Here is a 17405-nt window from a genome sequence, read left to right as displayed (position 1 = left end):
GGCGGGCGAGGAGGGCGACCGTGGCCGCGACGTCGGCGTGCGCGGTGGCGCCGAGCGGGGGTGGGGCAGGGGCCGCCGTCCCGTCCGGCCCGGGCGCGGCACCGGCGAAACGGGCGCCTGTGGGGGTGGCGGGAGCGGGGGCCGATGCGGTCGCGGCTCCCGCCTCCTCCGGTTCCTCCACCGGCATCCCGGCGAAGCGGGCGCTGCCTCGGGGGCGGCGCTTGCGTTCCTTGACGGGCGCAGGCGCAGGCGCGGGAGCGGGAGCGGGAGCGGGGATCGACGCAGGCACTTCGGAGAGCATCGGGTCGGGACCCAACTCCGCGAGCCTCGTGCCGAGTTCGGCGAGCCGCGCGGTCGCCCGCTCGTGATCGTCGTGCGCCCAGGCCAGGTCGAGGCGGACGGCGTCGGCCTCCTCCTGGCCGGTGACGGAGTCGAGGCGGGCGCCGAGTTCCTGGAGGCGCCGCGCCGCGTACCGTCGCTCGCGCGCCATCACGTCCATCCGGTCGGCGAGCAGCGCGCGCCCGCCGGGTCCTGCGTCGTGGGCGCGCGCGGACGCGCGGTACAGGGCACGGGCGCGGGCCGCCTCACGCTCGGCGTGCCCGGTGCCCAGCGTCGCGGCGAGGTCCTTCAACAGCGCTTCCACCACGTCCCACGGGGGCACCTCGCTGCCGTCGAGACAGGCCCGCATGCCCTCGGGATCCCGCTGCCAGAAGACGCCGCACCAGCCGGCGCGTTGGTCGAGCCGGGCGTTGAGACCTTGCAGGTATGCCGCGAAGTCCCGTACCCGGTCCGGGAGTTGTCCCACTTCCACCACGCGCCCCGCCGATCCTCGCGCCCTGGAGCCTTCTTGGAGCCTTACGCTCCGGAAGCAAACACCTCGCGTGTTACGGGGGTGCTACGCGCGCTTTTCGGGGCGGACACCGGCGCCCGTCAGACAGGAATCAGCGCGCAGTGCGTGATCAGCTCGTCCATGGAAAGCCCCAGCTCGCGGGCGAGCGCGGCGACCGTGAAGAAGGCGGGGGTGGGCGCCCGGCCCGTCTCGATCTTGCGCAGCGTCTCGACGGAGACACCCGCACCCGCGGCCACCTCCGTCATGCTGCGCCCGAGCCGTGCCTCGCGCAGTAGTCGGCCGAGGCGCTCGCCGCGCTCGCGCTCTTCGAGGGTCAAGGGGGTTCGGACCATGCCCCCATGATACCCGAGACCCCAATTTTTGTACCGGATTTAAATACCGGTATAGTTATTGGCATGGTGGAACTGAAGACGGACACATCGATCGACGCGATGCGGGAGGCCGGCCGGGTCGTGGGCGACGCGCTCACCGCGGTGCGGGAGCAGGCGGCCGTGGGCGTGAGCCTGCTGGACCTTGACGAGGTGGCGCGCGAGGTGCTGCGCAAGGCGGGGGCGACGTCCCCGTTCCTCGGCTACCGGCCGAGTTTCGCGCCGACGCCCTTCCCCGCGGTGATCTGCGCGTCCGTGAACGACGCGATCGTGCACGGCATCCCGACGACGTACCGGCTGCGGGACGGGGACCTGGTGTCGATCGACTGCGGGGCGGAGCTGGGCGGCTGGGCCGGGGACTCCGCGATCAGCTTTACGGTCGGCAGGGCGCGGCCGGAGGACGTACGGCTCGTCGAGACGGCCGAGCGGGCGCTGGCCGCGGGGATCGGGGCGGCGGTCGTCGGCAACCGGATCGGGGACATCGCGCACGCGATCGGGACGGTGTGCCGCGAGGCCGGGTACGGGATTCCCGAGGGGTTCGGCGGGCACGGGATCGGGCGGCGGATGCACGAGGATCCGCCGGTGCCGAACGAGGGGCGGCCGGGCCGGGGGATGCGGTTGCGCCACGGCATGGCGCTGGCCATCGAGCCCATGGTCATCGGCGGCGGTGGGGACGGCTACCACGAGTCGTCCGACGGTTGGACCCTCCGCACGAATGACGGCTCCCGCGCCGCCCACGCGGAACACTCCGTGGCGATCACGGAGTCCGGCCCGCGTGTCTTGACGGCTCGCTAGCCCCCGCGGAACCGGGGTTGCGCCCCCGGGGCTCCGCCCCGGACCCCGCTGCTCAATCGCCGCAGGGGCTTGAAAAACCCAACCGTCGGCGGGACTTGGTCTATCAAGCCCCGCCGGCGATTGAGGCGCGGGGCACGGGGCGGAGCCCCGATCTTTCCAGCCCCGCCGGCGATTGAGGCGCGGGGTCCGGGGCGGAGCCCCGTGGCCTAGGAGGAGGACTACCAGCCGCTACTTGCCGGGCGAGACGACCATCGCCGAACCCCCACCCCGCCGAACCTTCTCCGCCGCCGCAAGCCACTTCCCGCCGACCAACCTCTGCACGCCCGTCGCCGCCCCGATCTCCGGGTTCTCCTTGAACGAGTGGCCGATCGCCTCCAGCTTCGCCCGCACCCCACTGCCGTACAGCCCCGGCTCAAGCTCCGTCTGCGCCGCATTGCGCTGACTCGCCCGCGGCGCCGCGATCGCGTCGACCAGCGGCAGGTCACGATCGAGGAACCCCGTCAGCGTCTGCAGGACCGTGGTGATGATGGTGGCGCCACCCGGCGAACCGACCGCGACCACCGGCTTGCCCGCCTTGTCCAGCACGATCGTCGGCGAGATCGACGAGCGCGGCCGCTTGCCGGGACCCGGCAGGTTCGGATCGTGCACCTCCGCGCTCGCCGGAGCGAAGGAGAAGTCCGTCAGCTCGTTGTTGAGCAGGAAGCCGCGCCCCGGCACGGTGATGCCGCTGCCGCCGGTCGACTCGATGGTGAGGGTGTAGGAGACGACGTTGCCCCACTTGTCGGCCGCGGTGAGGTGCGTGGTGTTCTCACCCTCGTACGTCGTGGGCGCCGCCTTGTCCCCGGCCTCGCCGCACTTTCCGGGATGGCGCGGGTCACCCGGCGCGAGCGGGCTCTTGAGCACGGCGTCGTCCTTGATCAGGCACTCGCGCGAGTCCGCGAACCGCTGCGAGAGGAGCCCCTTCGTGGGCACGTCCTCGAAGGCCGGGTCGCCCACCCAGCGCCCCCGTTCGGCGAAGGCCACGCGGCTCGCCTCGATGAAGCGGTGCAGGTACTGGACGTCGGAGGCCTTCGAAAGGTCCGTGTTCTCAAGGATGTTGAGCGCCTCGCCGACGCTCGTGCCACCGGAGGAGGACGGCGCCATGGAGTAGACGCCGAGGCCGCGGTACGAGGTCCGGCTCGGCGCCTGGAGCTTGGCACCGTAGGCCGTGAGGTCCTTCGCCGACAGCTTCCCCGGACGTGCGTTGTATCCCGAACCCGGGTCCACGGGCGGCTTGTTGGCCGTCTTCACGACGTCCTTGCCGATGTCGCCGCGGTACATCGCGCCGGTTCCTTCCCGGCCCAGCTGCTGGTACGTGCGCGCCAGGTCCGGGTTCTTGAACGTCGAGCCGACCTCCGGGAGCTTCCCGCCCGGCAGGAACAGCTTCGCCGTGTCGGGGAAGTTGCGGAACCGGGCCTCGTTCGACGCGGTCTGCGAGCGGAACGTGTCGTCGACGGTGAACCCGTCGCTCGCCAGCTTCGTCGCGGGCTTCAGCGCCGAGCCGAGGGAGCGGCTCCCCCACGCGTCGAGCGCCGACTGCCACGTGGCCGGCGTACCCGGCGTCCCCACGCTCAGCCCGCTGGTGACGGCGTCGTTGAAGGCGATCGGTTTGCCGTTCTCCAGGAAGAGGTCGGAGCCGGCCGTCAGCGGCGCCGTCTCGCGGCCGTCGATCGTGTGCACCTTGCGGGACTTGGCGTCGTAATAGACGAAGTAGCCGCCGCCACCGACCCCGGACGAGTACGGCTCGGTCACGCCGAGGGCGGCCGCGGTGGCGACGGCGGCGTCCACCGCGTTGCCCCCGTGCTTGAGCACCTCGATACCGGCCGCGGAGGCGTCCGCGTCGACGCTCGCCACGGCGCCGCCCGAGCCGACCGCGACCGGTTCCTTCACAGTCGAAGCGGGCGCACGCGAAACGGACGAAGGCGGCGCCGCGGCTCCCACCGCCACCATGCTGCCAAGTGCGGCGAAGACCGACAGATTCCGCACAACTGAACGTCTCATCAGTACCTCCGGTCAACAGGCGTCAGCGCAGCGTAACTTGATCGGTCCGCGCCGTCAGGACCCCCTCGAACCCCGGTCGAACATCCCGCTAGAGTGCGCCCCCATGACTGAAGACGTGCGCAACATCGTCCTCGGCCTGATCGCGGCGGGCATCAGCGCCTCGCTGGGCTGGCTCGCCCGCACCTACCTGTGGCGGCGCAAGCTCCGCCGCAAGCAGGCGTTCTTCGGGCTGCCCGACAACTCCGAGTCGCTGCTCGTCGTGAACCGCGACGCGGGCGGCCCCGAGCTGACGGTGAAGCGCCACGACGTCTTCGCCCTCCTCGAACTCTCCGCGCTCATCAAGGACTGCAACGCGCACGCCCAGGTCGTCGCCCACGACACCACGCAGCAGGGCTTCGGGGAGCGTACGGAGTTCTGCGTGGGCGGCCCCGCCTCCAACAGACGCATGGCCGCGCACATGGTCAGCCTGCTCCCCGGCATCCGGGTCAACACCGACCCCGAGCCGGGCCCGGACCGCGGCGCCTTCCAGATCGGCTCCGAGCGCTACCGCCTGGAGCCGAGCAGAACCGAGTACGTACTCCTGGCCCGCCTGACCGCCGGTCCCGCCACCCCCGAGGCGAGGCCGGTCTTCCTGTTCTGCGGGCAGCTGCCGATCACCAACCAGGCCGCCACGCGCTATCTCGCGCGCCACCACGAGCGGCTCGCCCGCAAGCACGGCAACAGCTCCTTCGTCCTGCTCCTGAAGGTCGTGAACTCGGGGGCGTACGGGCCCGACGTCGTCGAGGTGGTCGCCGACGTCACGAAGGCGGCCGAGGCTCCGCTGCCCGCCGCGCCTGCCAATGGCAGCCGGGCCGCGCACCGCGCCAAGTAGCCGGCGCCGAGGGGCGCCCAAAACCAAGGAGAGCGGTACCCCCGCCGCGTACGAATGCGACAAGGGCCCGCTCATCCTCGGCAAGCAGGCACGTCCCGACCGGCACGCGGCAGCTGACCTTCTCCTCACGAACTTCGCGAACCTGGATACGCGAGCAGTGATCTCCGGCTACCGCTGGGCGGGGACGGGCCGATGCTTTCGATTCGGCTACTGCGTACCCGGCAGCAGCGTCCCTGGCTCGGCCGGGGCGACATCGGCCGCCTCCGTCTTGGGGTTGCGCCGCTGACGCTTGGCCACCCACTGGGCGAACCAGGACAGCACCATGCACATCCCGATGTAGATCGGCGAGATCACCATCACTACAGGGATGAACGGCAAATCGTAGTCGAGGTTGGAAGCGATCAGTTTTCCGGCGTGGAGGAACTCCTCATAGGTGATGAGATACCCGAGCGACGTGTCCTTCAGCGCCACCACCAACTGGCTGATGATGGCGGGCAGCATGGCCCGCACCGCCTGAGGGACGAGCACATGCGTCATGACCTGCGTCTTGCGCATGCCCAGCGCGAACGCCGCCTCGCGCTGCCCGCGCTCCACCGAGTTGATGCCAGATCTGAACACCTCGGCGAGCACGGAGCCGTTGTAGAGCGTCAGGCCTGCGACGAGCGCGGCCAGCGGCTCCATCTTCAGGGCCACATAGATGAAGAAGATCATTACCAGGACCGGCATGGCGCGGAAGAACTCGACGAACAGCGTCGCGATCCAGCGCACCGGCTTGTGGTCCGAGAGCCGCCCCACGGCCAGGAGCGTGCCGAGCACGAGCGACAGGACGGCCGCCATGGCGAAGGCCTTGAGCGTGTTGCCGAGCCCGCGAAGGAGCAGCTCCTGGATGCCCGTGTACTCGAAGGGCATCCACTTCGTGTACGTGAACTGGTCGGTGTCGAAGAGGAGGTACAGGACCCAGCCGACCAGGGCGAGCACGAGGAGCGTCGAGACGGCGCCGTACATCTTGTGCCGGCGTTCGGTCTTCGGGCCCGGGATGTCGTAGAGGGCGGTGGCGTCGTGCCGCAGGGCCTTCATCGGGCGAACCCCCAGCGCTTCTCGAGGAAGTTGAACAGGGCGCTGATGGCGAGCGTGATGATCAGGTATCCGATCGCGATCCAGACGAAGGTCCAGATGATGTTGTAGCCGAGCTCGCTGAGCGTCTTGTAGGTGCCGAGCAGCTCGACGACGCTGAAGGCGCCCGCGATCGCGGAGTTCTTGGCGAGCGCGATGAGCGTGGAGCCGATCGGCGGGATCACGGACCGGAAGGCCTGCGGCAGGATCACATGGGTCAGGGTCTGGCCGAACGTCATGCCGAGGCTGCGGGCCGCCTCGCCCTGCCCCCTGGGCACCGTGTTGATGCCGGAGCGCACCGCCTCGCAGATGAACGCCGAGGTGTAGCAGCCGAGCGCGAGGATCGCGAAGACGGTGAAGGGCAGCACGAGCCCGAAGCGCGGCAGGCCGAGCAGCACCGCGAAGAACAGCAGCGTCAGCGGGGTGTTGCGCAGCACGGTGACCCACGCGGTGCCGAAGGCCCGGAAGGATCCGACGGGCGCGACCCGGAACGACGCCATGAGGAAGCCGAGCACCAGGGCCAGGATCGACGCGAAGAAGGTGAGCTCGACGGTGCCGAGGAAGCCTTTCCAGTACAGCGAGAGGTTGTCGGTCAGGACATTCATGGGACGCCTCCTCAGTTCGCCGGGTAGCGGTCGATGGCGGGCGGTTTCGGGGCCGGCTCACCGGACAGGCCGAGCGTCGCGTCGTACGCCTTCTTCCAGTCGCCGTCTCTCTGACGGGCCTCCAGCGCGTCGTTGAGGGCGAACCGCAGCGCGTTGTCCTTCTTCGGGACCCCGATGCCGTACGGCTCCTCGGAGAACGGCTTGCCGACGAGCTTCATCTCCTCGGGCACCTTGGCCGCGTAGCCGAGCAGGATCGCGTCGTCGGTGGTGACCGCGTCCACCTGATAGGTCAGCAGGTTGTCGACACAGATCGAGTACGTGTCGTACGCGACGAGCTCGGCCTTCGGGTAGTCGGCCTTGATCCGCTGGTACGGCGTGGAACCGGCCGCGGAGCAGACGCGCTTGCCCGCGAGGTCGTCAGGACCCTTGATGTCCTCCTCGTCGGTGCGTACGAGCAGCGACTGTCCTGCCATGTAGTACGGGCCGGCGAAGCCGACGATCTTCTTGCGGAGGTCGTTGATGGTGTACGTGCCGACGTAGTAGTCGATCTGCCCGTTCTGCAGGGCCGTCTCGCGGTTGGCGGAGGCGATCGTCTTGAAGGCGATCTTCTTCGGGTCGAGGCCGAGGGAGGCCGAGACCATCTTGGCGATCTCGATGTCGAAGCCCGAGTAGGTGCCGTCCGCGGGGTTCTTCTCGCCGAGGTAGGGCTGGTCCTCCTTGGCGCCGACGATGAAGTGGCCGCGCTTCTCCGCCTTCTTCCACGTCGGGGAGTCGGGCAGCGAGAAGCCCTGGGCGATCTTGTACTGGGGGAGCTCGGCGGCCGATGGCCCCTTGACGGGTGGGGTGCCCTCCTTGCCGCACGCGGTGGCGGCCAGGGCCGTCACCGCCAGGGCGGCGAGCAGCCGTAGCGACTTGGCGATCATGTGCTGGTGCGCTCCCCCGGTCAGTGCTTCAGGATCTTGGAGAGGAAGTCACGGGCGCGCTCGCTCTCCGGATGGGTGAAGAACTCCTCGGGGCTGCGGTCCTCCACGATCTTCCCGTCCGCCATGAAGACAACGCGGTCGGCGGCGGTGCGCGCGAAGCCCATCTCGTGGGTGACGACGACCATCGTCATGCCGTCGCTCGCGAGTTGCTGCATCACCTCAAGAACCTCGTTGATCATCTCCGGGTCGAGTGCCGAGGTCGGCTCGTCGAAGAGGAGTGCCTTGGGGTCCATGGCGAGCGCGCGGGCGATGGCCACGCGCTGCTGCTGTCCGCCGGACATCTGCGCGGGGAACTTGTCGGCGTGGGCGGCGAGGCCGACCCGGTCGAGGAGTTCACGCGAGCGCTTGTCGGCCTCGTCCTTCTTGCGCTTTCTGACCTTCAGCTGGGCCAGCGAGACGTTCTGGAGCACCGTCTTGTGCGCGAAGAGGTTGAACGACTGGAAGACCATGCCGACTTCGGCCCGCAGTTGCGCGAGCGCCTTCCCCTCCTCGGGGAGCGGCCGGCCGTCGAGCCGGATCACGCCGGACTCGATGGTCTCCAGACGGTTGATCGTCCGGCAGAGTGTCGACTTGCCCGACCCCGAAGGGCCGATGACCACCACCACCTCCCCCTTGCCGACGGTGAGGTCGATGTCCTGGAGGACATGCAGCTCCCCGTAGTACTTGTTCACGTCTCGCAGCTCGATCAACGGATCGACGGCCATCGGCAGTCCCTGCCCACTTTCAGCTGTGTCGGTCCGCGCAAACTATCCACGCTTACATGGGACTTAACAGACGACACGCACTTATGGGCATTAACCGTATTTGAGGCTCAACTACGCGGCGCCGCAACGCCGGCCTACGACTCGGCGGCCTCCGCGTAGAACTGGGAGAGCTCCGGCGCCCCGCTCGCCGCCCACTCGTGCCCGGCCTCCACGACGTCGATGTCGCGGCCCGACTCGAGCCGCACCACCGGCTGCCCGTTGTCCCAGATCACCCAGGTGGCGCCCGACACGTGCCGCACCATGACCGAGCCGAGGTAGAGTCCCGCGTCGTTGCCCAGCCAGTGCAGCGTGTCCTCGTCCTCCCGCCAGCGCGGCACGAGTTGGTCGAGGGCCTCCAACGACCGCACCGACTCGTCGAGTTCGACCCCCGCGTCATCGGCCTGGGAACGCAACAGCTCGCACTCGGAGAGGAGTTCGACGAGACCGCTCTCACTCTCGTCACCGTCGTCACCGGTCGGGAACACGGCGACACCGTGGGCCGGACCGTCCTTCTTGCGCCAATGAGCCGCGAAAGGGATCTTCATATCGCCCAGATTGGCATCCGAGCACCTGCCCGCACCACAGGCGCGCGGAGGTGGCGCCGCGTGGAGTTCCGGAACCGGACACCGGTCCCCGTTCGTTGTTGTTCCCCCGTTTACCGCGCGACACATTGACGAGCCATCACCCCGTCCTTAGCTTCATGGCGCAACCACCACGGCGGACACACAAGCGGAGGGAGTCGGTCTTGCGCCGACGCATTTGGGGAGCCGCGTTCATCCTGGCCGTCTGCGCGGGGGTCACCCCTGTCACCGCGGCCCAGGCCGCCCCCGCCAGACCCAAGCCGCTCTCTTTGGAGCGGCTCTTCGACAACCGGGCCGTCAGCGACGACACACGGCCCGGCGAAGCTGACTTCGACGGCGCGGGCAGCTCCCTGTCCGCGCAGGACCTCACCGCGGCCGGCTGGACCCCCGGCCGCACCATGGAGATCGACCGGGCCCGGATCGGCTGGCCGAGGACGGCGGGGTACGGGCCCGACAACGTACGGGCGAACGGGCAGTCCGTGCGGGTGAGCGGGCGTGGGGACGCGCTCGCCTTCCTGGTCGCGGGGACCGGCGGGGACGCGACCGGGAGCGGCGTCGTGCGGTACGCGGACGGCTCCCGCTCGACGTACCGGCTCACCGCGCCGGACTGGCGCAGCGGGCCGCTCGCCACGAAGTCGGTGGCGCTGCCGCACCGGAACACTCCGTACGGCCAAGTCGCCGAGAAGACACGGCTGTACGCGGTGACCGTGCCGGTGCGCAAGGGCCGCCAGATCTCCTCCGTCGACCTGCCGAGGGCGAGCGGCGGGGCGCTGCACGTCTTCGGCCTGTCCGTGCGCGCGGCGACGTCCGGGTGGACGGGCAGCTGGTCGGCCTCACCCGCCGGGTACACCGCGGTGGGGCCGTGGGCGGACCGCACCATCCGGCTCGTCGTGCACACGAGCACGGGCGGGCCGAAGGTCCGCATCCGCCTGGAGAACACCTTCGCCGCGACCCCGGTGCGGATCGGGAGCGCGTCGGTGGCGGTGCAGGGGGCGGGGGCCGCGGCGCTCGGGAAGCCGGTGCCGCTGACCTTCCGGGGCTCCCCCGGCGCCCAACTCCCGGCCGGTGGCCAGGTGTTCAGTGACCCGGTGGACTTCGAGGTACCCGAGAACGCCAACCTTCTCGTGAGCTTCCATCTGCCGGAGCCCGTCACCGCGGCGCCCGTGCACAGCCAGGCCATCCAGCGCAGCTACGTGAGCACGATGGGCGATCACGCCACGGAGGCGGACGGCTCCTCGTTCAGTTCGACGATCTCGTACTGGCCGCTGCTCACCGGCGTCGACGTGGGCGGTGGTCCCGGCTCCGTGGTGCTGCTCGGCGACTCCATCACGGATGGCGTGAAGTCGACGCTCGACGCGAACCACCGCTGGCCGAACGTGCTCGCCACGCGGCTCCTCGCCCAGTCGGACGTGCCGCACTACGGCGTCCTCAACGAGGGCATCTCCGCGAACCGGGTCGTCGCCGACCGCTACCCCGGCGACGGGCTCTCCACCGACACGGGCGGCGTCAGCGCGCTGCACCGGCTCGACCGCGACGTGTTCGCGCAGACCTCGGCGAAGACGGTCGTCGTCTTCCAGGGCGTGAACGACGTGCGCTGGGGCGCGAGCGCCGCACAGGTCGAGGCGGGGCTGCGGGAGATCGTGACGCGGGCGCACGCGCGGGGCCTCAAGGTGATCGGGGCGACCATCACGCCGTGCGAGGGCGAGGCCCTGTGCACGGCGGCCGCCAACGAACAGCGGGAGGCCATCAACTCCTTTGTGCGCAGCCCCGGTTCGGGCTTCGACGGCTTCCTCGACTTCGACGCCGTCGTCCGCGACCCGGCCCACCCGGCGCGGATGCTCCCCGCCTACGACAGCGGGGACCATCTGCACCCCGGTGACCCGGGTCTGAAGGCGCTGGCCGACTCGATCGACCTGAACGTGCTCAGGCCGTAGCGTCGTCCGGCTTCCGGGCGATCAGGATCGCCTGCCGCCCCTGGGTCGCCCGCTCGTACTCCTCGGGCTCGCGGATCAGCTGGGCCTCCACCTGGAGGCCGGCCTGCTCCACGAGCCCGAGGACGTGCTCAGGGTCCAGCCAGTAGACGTCCAGCGAGAGATCGTGGCCGTAGGCGTGGTCCAGGTGCCGTAGCAGGTCGCCCACCTTGAAGCCGAGCAGCAGATGGCCGCCGGGGGCGAGGACGCGGTGGAACTCGGCGAACACCGTCGGCAGCAGCTCGGGCGGCGTGTGCACCGTCGAGTACCAGGCGACGACGCCGCCCAGCGAGCCGTCGGCCAGATCGAGGCCGGTCATCGTGCCCTCCTCGAACCGCAGTCCGGGGTGCGCGCGACGAGCCTCCGCGACCGTCTTCGGCGAGAGGTCGACGCCGAACGCGGAAAGGCCGAGGGAGTCCAGATGGGCCGTCACATGGCCGGGCCCGCAGCCGAGATCGGCCACGGGCCCGCCACCCGCCCGCTTGACGCGCTCGGCGAAGACGCCGAACACCGCGTGCGCGTACAGGTCCTGCGGGAAGAGCGGGGGCACGATCTCGGCGTAGGCACCGGCGGCGGTGTCGTAGGCGAGTTGGGTCGAGGTCAGGTAGGTCGTCAGATCCGTCACGGGCGCAGACGCTAGCGCCCGCCACTGACAACCGGGTCTGACCTGGTGACCTGGTCCGGCTCAGACGTCGAGGGCCCTGCTGACGGATCAGGCTGGGTGCGGACGGCGTCCACGTGCGGTGCAGGCGAGTGGGGTCTGGGGCGTGCAGCTGCAAGGCGGAGGAGGGCGTCAACGCGGAGCGTTGGCAACCGACGACAACGCAGCAGATGCGCGTGCCAGGGCCCGCGACCCCAGCAGGATCCGTCAGCAGGGCCCTAGGTCCACCACGACCGGCGCGTGGTCGGAGGCGCCCTTGCCCTTGCGCTCCTCGCGGTCCACGTAGGCGTCCGAGACGGCCTTGGCGAACGGCTCGTTCCCGTAGACCAGGTCGATGCGCATGCCCTTGTTCTTCGGGAAGCCGAGGGCGCGGTAGTCCCAGTACGTGAAGGGGTGGTCGTACTTGAGGGGGCGCGGCACGACGTCCGTGAGGCCCGTCTCGCGCAGCGAGGTGAGCGCCGCGCGCTCGGCCGGGGTCACATGCGTCGCGCCGTCGAACAGGGAGATGTCCCAGACGTCGTCGTCCGTCGGCGCCACGTTGTAGTCGCCCAGCACCGCGAAGGGGCGCGAGCCCGCCGCGTCGCCCGCGACCGCCGCCTTCAGGGCCTCGAACCACTGGAGCTTGTACGCGTAGTGCGCGTGGTCCACCTCCCGGCCGTTCGGCACGTACACCGACCAGACGCGGACGCCGCCGCAGGTCGCGGAGACGGCGCGGGGCTCCTCCGCTCCGTCGTAGCCGGGGTCGCCGGGCAGGCCGAGGACGACGTCCTCCAGGCCCACGCGGGAGAGCAGCGCCACCCCGTTCCACCTGCCGGTCGCGTTCACCGCCGACTCGTAGCCCAGCTCCCGCAGCTCGTCCGTGGGGAACTGCTCCGCCGAGCACTTGGTCTCCTGGATGCACAGCACGTCCGTGCCGCTGCTCTCCAGCCAGGCAAGGAGGCGCGGCAGCCGCGCGGTGATCGAGTTCACGTTCCAGGTAGCAATGCGCATGTCCCACAACCTACCGGGCGGCACTGACAGTGACGCGACCGTGCCGGTGCGGGCCCGCGCCCGCGGCGCCGCACCCGCAATCGACAGGCAATCTTGCAAGTTTTTCTGTTAGACAGTTAGCCTGCCGAACATGACGATCAACTCCCCCCTCGACGAGCGCCCCGCCCTCGTCCTCATCGACCTCCAGAACGGCATCCTCGGCCTGCCGACCGTGCACCCCTCCGCCGACGTCCTCAAGAACGGGGCCAAGCTCGCCGAGGCCTTCCGCGCCAAGGGCCTGCCGGTCGTGCGCGTGAAGGTCGCCTGGTCGCAGGACGGCGGCGACCTCCCCACGGGCCGCGCCGCCGCGGGCGCCATGACGCAGGCGCCGCCGCCCGCGTTCTCCGAGTTCCCCGACGAGCTCGGCCCGCTCGGCGACGACATCGTCATCACCAAGCGGCACTGGGGCGCCTTCACCGGCACCGAACTGGATCTCCAGCTGCGCCGCCGCGGCGTCACGCAGATCGTGCTCTGCGGCATCTCGACGTCCATCGGCGTCGAGTCCTCCGCCCGCTCCGCGTGGGAGCTGAGCTACAACCTGGTACTGGTCGACGACGCGACGACCGACACCGACGCCGAGTCCCACGAGCACAGCTTCGGCAAGATCTTCCCGCGCATCGCGGAGATCGGCTCCACGGACGAGGTCCTCGGACTGCTCGGCAAGTAGGCCGCGGGGCTCAGACCTGCGCCGAGCCGCCCGGGGTCAGGCGCAGGTGCTCCGTGCCGCCCAGCGCGCCGATCTGGCCGTCGTAGATCGGCCGGGCGAGGTCCGTGAGCAGCGCGTCGTGGATGTCGTACGCGCGGCGCGGCTTGACCTCCCGTACGTAGTCGATCACTTCGGCGATCTTGTTCCAGGGCGCCATGACGGGCAGCATCAGCGTCTCGACCGGGTGGTCGGGGACGGTGAGGGCGTCGCCGGGGTGGAAGACCGTGCCGCCGTCGACGAGATAGCCGACGTTCGTGATGCGCGGGATGTCCGGGTGGATCACGGCGTGCAGCTCGCCGTGCGCCTGGATGTCGAACCCGGCGGCCGTGAACGTGTCGCCGTGGCCCACCGTGTGGACGCGGCCAGGGAACGCCGCCGAGAGCTGCTCCGCGACCGACTTCAACGTCCAGATGTGCGCGCCGGGGTTGGCCTCCATCCCCGCGCGCAGCCGGTCCTCGTTGAAGTGGTCGGGGTGCTCGTGCGTCACGAGGATCGCGTCGGCGCCGACGGCCGCGTCCTCCTCGGAGAATCCGCCCGGGTCGATGACGAGCGTCTGCCCGTCCTTCTGGAGCCGGACACAGGCGTGGGTCTTCTTCGTCAGCTTCATGGGTCCCATCCTGCGCCCGCCCACGCCCCATTTCACGCCCCGCGTCACTCCTGGGGCGTGGTCTCCTCGCGGATCACCTGCTGGGCCACCTTGAAGGCGGCGTTCGCGGCCGGTACGCCGCAGTAGACGGCGGTCTGCAGCAGGATTTCCTTGATCTCCGCGGCCGTGAGGCCGTTGCGCAGGGCCGCGCGCGTGTGGAACACCAGCTCGTCGAGGTGGCCGCCCGCGACGAGGGTCGCCAGCGTCACCGAGGAGCGGGTGCGGCGGTCGAGCCCCGGACGGGACCAGATCTCGCCCCACGCATAGCGGGTGAGGAGCTCCTGGAAGTCGCCGGAGAAGTCGTCGGCCGTGGCCAGGGCCCGGTCCACGTGGGCGTCGCCGAGCACCTCGCGGCGCGTCTTGAGGCCCGCGTCGTGCGGGTCGGGCCGGGTCGCGGCCTCCGGCTGCTGCGCGGCCGCTATCTCCGCGCGCGGCGGGGCCGACGGGGGCGGCGGCGCGAGGACCGGCTTGACCGGGGCGGCCTGGATGGCGGTCTGCCCGGTCTTCTCGTGCGCGGCGGGCCAGGCCGAGGTGAAGTGCCGTACGAGGAGGTCGGTGACGGCGGCAGGCTGTTCGACCGGGGCCAGGTGCGAGGCGCCGGGCACCACCGCGAGCCGGGCGTCCGGTATGCCGGCGACCAGCGTGCGGGCCTCTGCGGGGCCCGTGACCTGGTCCTCGGAGCCGACGAGGACGAGCGTCGGCACGCCGATGTCGCTCAGCTCCTCGCGGACGTCGAAGGCGGCGAGCGCCTCGCACGAGGCGATGTAGCAGCCCGGGTCCGTCGTGCGGACCATCTGCACCGCCCAGTCCGTGATCGCGGGCTGCGCGGTGGCGAAGCCGTGCGTGAACCAGCGCTCGGGGGCCGTACGGGCGATGGGGTCGAGGCCGTTGCTGCGCACGATGACGCCGCGCTGGCGGAACTCGTCGGCGGTGCCGAACCGCGGCGAGGCCGCGATCACGGCCAGCGACGCGACGCGCTCCGGGTGGCGCAGGGCCAGCTCCGCGCCGATCGCGCCGCCCAGCGAGCAGCCCGCGTAGCCGAAGCGCTGGATGCCCAGCTCGTCGAGCGTGGCGAGCAGCCGCTCCGCGAGCGCCTCCACGGAGCCCGCCGGGTGCGCGGGGGAACCGCCGTGGCCGGGCAGGTCGAAGCGGAACACCCGCCAGTGCTGGGCCAGCTCGGGCACCTGGCGGTCCCACATGTGCCACGTCGTGCCGAGCGACGGGCCGAGGATGAGCACCGGGGCGGAGTCGTCGTCACGGCCGTCGAATCGGTACTGCAGGCGCGGGGTCTTCGTGTCACTCACACCGCCACGCTAGCCACTGTGCCTGAGCGATCTAGTGGCGGGTCCCCACAATGGACGTGACGTGTTCACTCCGGGTTCCTGGTGTGAACCAGGAGTGGGGGCGGAGTGAAGAGCGGACGCCCGGACGCCGGTCAGGGGCCGGGGACGATCACGGATGCGTCATCGAGACCACGTACACCATGGGGTGGTCGGGGTTGGAGCGGTTCACCACGATGGTCTGGGTCGGGGACGGGTCCTCCTGGGTGTGGGTGAGGCCGTACCAGGGGCCGGGGCCCGTGAAGTCCCAGCCCGCGATCTTCTGGTCGCGCTCGCTGATCGCGATGTCGTCGGTCGCCAGATCGCCGACCGTGTAACCGGCGTCGACGTCCTCCAGGAACTGGTCGAGGCCCTTGTTGCTGGTGAGGAACTGCGCGTACAGGCGGCTCACCTTGTAGTTGTTCGTCTCGTAGTAGGCGACGTTGCGCGAGTGCGCCGGGACCGGGATCTGGTAGAGCCGGCGCTGCACCTTGGACGGCCAGCCGACGGTGAGGCCGGTCACCGAGTACTTCGCCTCCTTGTCCTTGCCGCTGTCCCGGCTCTGGCCCGCGGAGATCACCAGGTAGCCGGCGGGGATGCCGATGAGCAGCACGATGGTCAGGAGCGTGAGGACGCGGCGTCGGATCACATGGCCGCGGTCCTCGGCCGGACGCGGTTCTTCGTCCGCGTGCGGGGGCTGGCGGGGCACGGTCATGGCTGGTTTTCCTGTCACTGTCTCTGGAGTCGTCCGCGGCGTCCGAGGGGCTGGCACCCGCGCTAGCCCTCGGCGCCGTCCACGGACGGGCCCGTCGCGCTGCGGGTGCGGGTGTACCGCTCGTACCGCTCATAGCGCTCCACGCGGCGGCGCTTGGCGCGGCGGAAGCGGCGGGCGACGAGGCGGGCCAGGTCCGCGGCGCCGACCATGCCGGCCTCGGGGCCGAGCTGGGCGCGGGCGATGCGGGCCTCGGGGCGGTAGCCGCGGCCGGTGAGCTGGCGCTTGAAGGCGTCCCTGGCCGGGGCGATGAGCAGGTCGTCGGCGGCCGACACGCCCCCGCCGATGACGAAGCACGACGGGTCGAGGGCCGCGGCGAGATTGGCGATGCCGACGCCGAGCCACTGGCCGATGTCCTGCAGCAGCTCGATGCACATCGCGTCGCCCTCGCGGGCCAGCTGCGTGATGAGCGGGCCCGTGATGTCGGGGATGTGCCCCTGGACCCGCTCGATGATGTTGTACGCGACCGGGGAGTCGGCCGCGGCGAGCTCGCGGGCCTCGCGGACCAGGGCGTTTCCGGAGCTGTACTGCTCCCAGCAGCCGCGGTTTCCGCACGGGCAGCGGTGCCCTCCGGGGACGACCTGCATATGGCCGAACTCACCCGCGACGCCGAACTTGCCGCGCTTGACCTGCCCGTCCTCCAGGATCGCGCCGCCGATGCCGGTGCCGAGCGTGATCATGACGAGGTGGTCCTCACCGCGCCCGGCGCCGAAGCGCCACTCCGCCCAGGCGGCGGTGTTGGCGTCGTTGTCGACGAGCACGGGGACCGCGAGGCGGCCCGCGAGGCGGTCCCTCAGGGGCTCGTTGCGCCACGACAGGTGGGGCGCGAACAGGACGCGGTTGCGGTCCGCGTCGACCCAGCCGGCGGCGCCGATGCCGACCGCGTGCACGTCGTGCCGGTCGGAGAGGTCGAGCACCAGCTCCGTGATCGTGTCCTCGACGACCTTGGGGCTCTTGGACTTGTCCGGGGTCTCCGTGCGGAGCGTCTCCAGGATGATGCCGTCCGCGTCGACCACGCCGGCCATCACCTTCGTGCCACCGATGTCGATGCCGACGGTGGGTACGCGCGGGGCCGTCGTGTGCGAGCGGCGCTCGCGGGTGCCGACCGTCCTGAGAACGGTGGCCCGTGCGCTGCCACGGTGTGCGAGGTCGCGGTAGGTGCTCATTGCGGCGATTCTGCCTCACGCATCGGCTCCGCCGCATACCGGGTTTTACGCCGCGTCGGGGTGGGGCGGAGAGTCCGACCTCAGCCACACGGCGTTGGCGTGCGCAGTTCCCCGCGCCCCTGAAAGGGGCGCGGGGAACTGCGCAAAGGTGACCAACGACGCGACGCGCAGCCGCCCGGGAAAGTCG

At 70.7% G+C, this 17405-nt stretch carries 17 protein-coding genes and 1 pseudogene; 4 read left to right on the top strand and 14 right to left on the bottom strand.

Annotated features, from left to right (window positions below; all coding sequences use genetic code 11):
* Together OKJ99_RS32820 and OKJ99_RS32815 are read right to left on the bottom strand one after the other, a co-directional pair.
* Positions 1–814 (bottom strand): annotated as a pseudogene (locus OKJ99_RS32820) (hypothetical protein); the annotation flags it as partial.
* 116 nt (positions 815–930) lie between these two features.
* Complete coding sequence (locus tag OKJ99_RS32815) at positions 931–1182, bottom strand: helix-turn-helix domain-containing protein (RefSeq protein ID WP_326021687.1); 252 nt, start codon at positions 1180–1182, stop codon at positions 931–933.
* A gap of 63 nt (positions 1183–1245) precedes the next feature.
* Between OKJ99_RS32815 and map the strand changes: the two genes are divergently transcribed.
* Positions 1246–2013: a type I methionyl aminopeptidase gene (gene map, locus OKJ99_RS32810; protein WP_326021685.1), complete on the top strand. Its 768-nt coding sequence runs from the start codon at positions 1246–1248 to the stop codon at positions 2011–2013.
* 228 nt (positions 2014–2241) lie between these two features.
* Here map and ggt read toward each other — a convergent pair whose 3' ends face one another.
* Positions 2242–4053 carry a gamma-glutamyltransferase gene (gene ggt, locus OKJ99_RS32805; RefSeq protein WP_326021684.1) on the bottom strand — a complete coding sequence of 604 codons (1812 nt, stop codon included), beginning with the start codon at positions 4051–4053 and terminating at the stop codon, positions 2242–2244.
* A 103-nt stretch (positions 4054–4156) separates the two neighbouring features.
* Here ggt and OKJ99_RS32800 point away from each other — a divergent pair, with 103 nt between their 5' ends.
* Positions 4157–4924 (top strand): hypothetical protein, encoded by a 768-nt coding sequence (locus OKJ99_RS32800; protein ID WP_326021682.1) that lies wholly within the window; start codon positions 4157–4159, stop codon positions 4922–4924.
* A gap of 207 nt (positions 4925–5131) precedes the next feature.
* Here the strand turns inward: OKJ99_RS32800 and OKJ99_RS32795 are convergent, their stop codons facing one another.
* The 5 genes from OKJ99_RS32795 to OKJ99_RS32775 form a co-directional block, all read right to left on the bottom strand.
* Positions 5132–6001 (bottom strand): amino acid ABC transporter permease, encoded by an 870-nt coding sequence (locus OKJ99_RS32795; protein WP_326021681.1) that lies wholly within the window; start codon positions 5999–6001, stop codon positions 5132–5134.
* The gene (locus tag OKJ99_RS32790) at positions 5998–6642 is read right to left on the bottom strand and encodes an amino acid ABC transporter permease (RefSeq protein ID WP_326021679.1); all 645 of its coding nucleotides are present in this window, start codon (positions 6640–6642) and stop codon (positions 5998–6000) included. The genes OKJ99_RS32795 and OKJ99_RS32790 overlap by 4 nt, the downstream gene beginning before the upstream one ends.
* 11 nt (positions 6643–6653) lie before the next feature.
* A complete protein-coding gene (locus tag OKJ99_RS32785; RefSeq protein ID WP_326021677.1) occupies positions 6654–7565 on the bottom strand; it encodes a glutamate ABC transporter substrate-binding protein in 912 nt (303 codons plus the stop codon).
* A 20-nt stretch (positions 7566–7585) separates the two neighbouring features.
* Positions 7586–8329: an amino acid ABC transporter ATP-binding protein gene (locus tag OKJ99_RS32780; protein WP_326021676.1), complete on the bottom strand. Its 744-nt coding sequence runs from the start codon at positions 8327–8329 to the stop codon at positions 7586–7588.
* Positions 8330–8463: 134 nt separating this feature from the next.
* A complete protein-coding gene (locus OKJ99_RS32775; protein ID WP_326021675.1) occupies positions 8464–8913 on the bottom strand; it encodes a DUF6278 family protein in 450 nt (149 codons plus the stop codon).
* A gap of 155 nt (positions 8914–9068) precedes the next feature.
* On the opposite strand from OKJ99_RS32775, the gene OKJ99_RS32770 reads away from it, so the two are divergent.
* Complete coding sequence (locus OKJ99_RS32770) at positions 9069–10883, top strand: SGNH/GDSL hydrolase family protein (protein ID WP_326021673.1); 1815 nt, start codon at positions 9069–9071, stop codon at positions 10881–10883.
* Here the strand turns inward: OKJ99_RS32770 and OKJ99_RS32765 are convergent.
* On the bottom strand, positions 10873–11544 hold the full coding sequence (locus OKJ99_RS32765; RefSeq protein WP_326021672.1) for a class I SAM-dependent methyltransferase: 672 nt from the start codon (positions 11542–11544) through the stop codon (positions 10873–10875). The two genes, OKJ99_RS32770 and OKJ99_RS32765, sit on opposite strands and share 11 nt — an antisense overlap.
* A gap of 243 nt (positions 11545–11787) precedes the next feature.
* Complete coding sequence (locus tag OKJ99_RS32760) at positions 11788–12570, bottom strand: exodeoxyribonuclease III (protein ID WP_326021670.1); 783 nt, start codon at positions 12568–12570, stop codon at positions 11788–11790.
* Positions 12571–12700: 130 nt separating this feature from the next.
* On the opposite strand from OKJ99_RS32760, the gene OKJ99_RS32755 reads away from it, so the two are divergent.
* Positions 12701–13276 (top strand): hydrolase, encoded by a 576-nt coding sequence (locus OKJ99_RS32755; RefSeq protein ID WP_326021669.1) that lies wholly within the window; start codon positions 12701–12703, stop codon positions 13274–13276.
* A 10-nt stretch (positions 13277–13286) separates the two neighbouring features.
* Here OKJ99_RS32755 and OKJ99_RS32750 read toward each other — a convergent pair whose 3' ends face one another.
* The 4 genes from OKJ99_RS32750 to OKJ99_RS32735 form a co-directional block, all read right to left on the bottom strand.
* Positions 13287–13922 carry an MBL fold metallo-hydrolase gene (locus OKJ99_RS32750; RefSeq protein ID WP_326021668.1) on the bottom strand — a complete coding sequence of 212 codons (636 nt, stop codon included), beginning with the start codon at positions 13920–13922 and terminating at the stop codon, positions 13287–13289.
* A gap of 44 nt (positions 13923–13966) precedes the next feature.
* A complete protein-coding gene (pcaDC, locus tag OKJ99_RS32745) occupies positions 13967–15265 on the bottom strand; it encodes a bifunctional 3-oxoadipate enol-lactonase/4-carboxymuconolactone decarboxylase PcaDC (RefSeq protein ID WP_326021666.1) in 1299 nt (432 codons plus the stop codon).
* 148 nt (positions 15266–15413) lie between these two features.
* On the bottom strand, positions 15414–15995 hold the full coding sequence (locus OKJ99_RS32740) for a sugar kinase (protein WP_326021664.1): 582 nt from the start codon (positions 15993–15995) through the stop codon (positions 15414–15416).
* Positions 15996–16057: 62 nt separating this feature from the next.
* Positions 16058–17218 carry an ROK family glucokinase gene (locus OKJ99_RS32735; protein ID WP_326021662.1) on the bottom strand — a complete coding sequence of 387 codons (1161 nt, stop codon included), beginning with the start codon at positions 17216–17218 and terminating at the stop codon, positions 16058–16060.
* Positions 17219–17405: the final 187 nt, after the last annotated feature.

The organism is Streptomyces endophyticus, from assembly GCF_035798155.1.
Classification (GTDB): Bacteria; Actinomycetota; Actinomycetes; order Streptomycetales; family Streptomycetaceae; genus Streptomyces; species Streptomyces endophyticus.
Note: the sequence above shows the minus strand (reverse complement) of the source record. Positions and strands in the feature narration are given on the sequence as shown.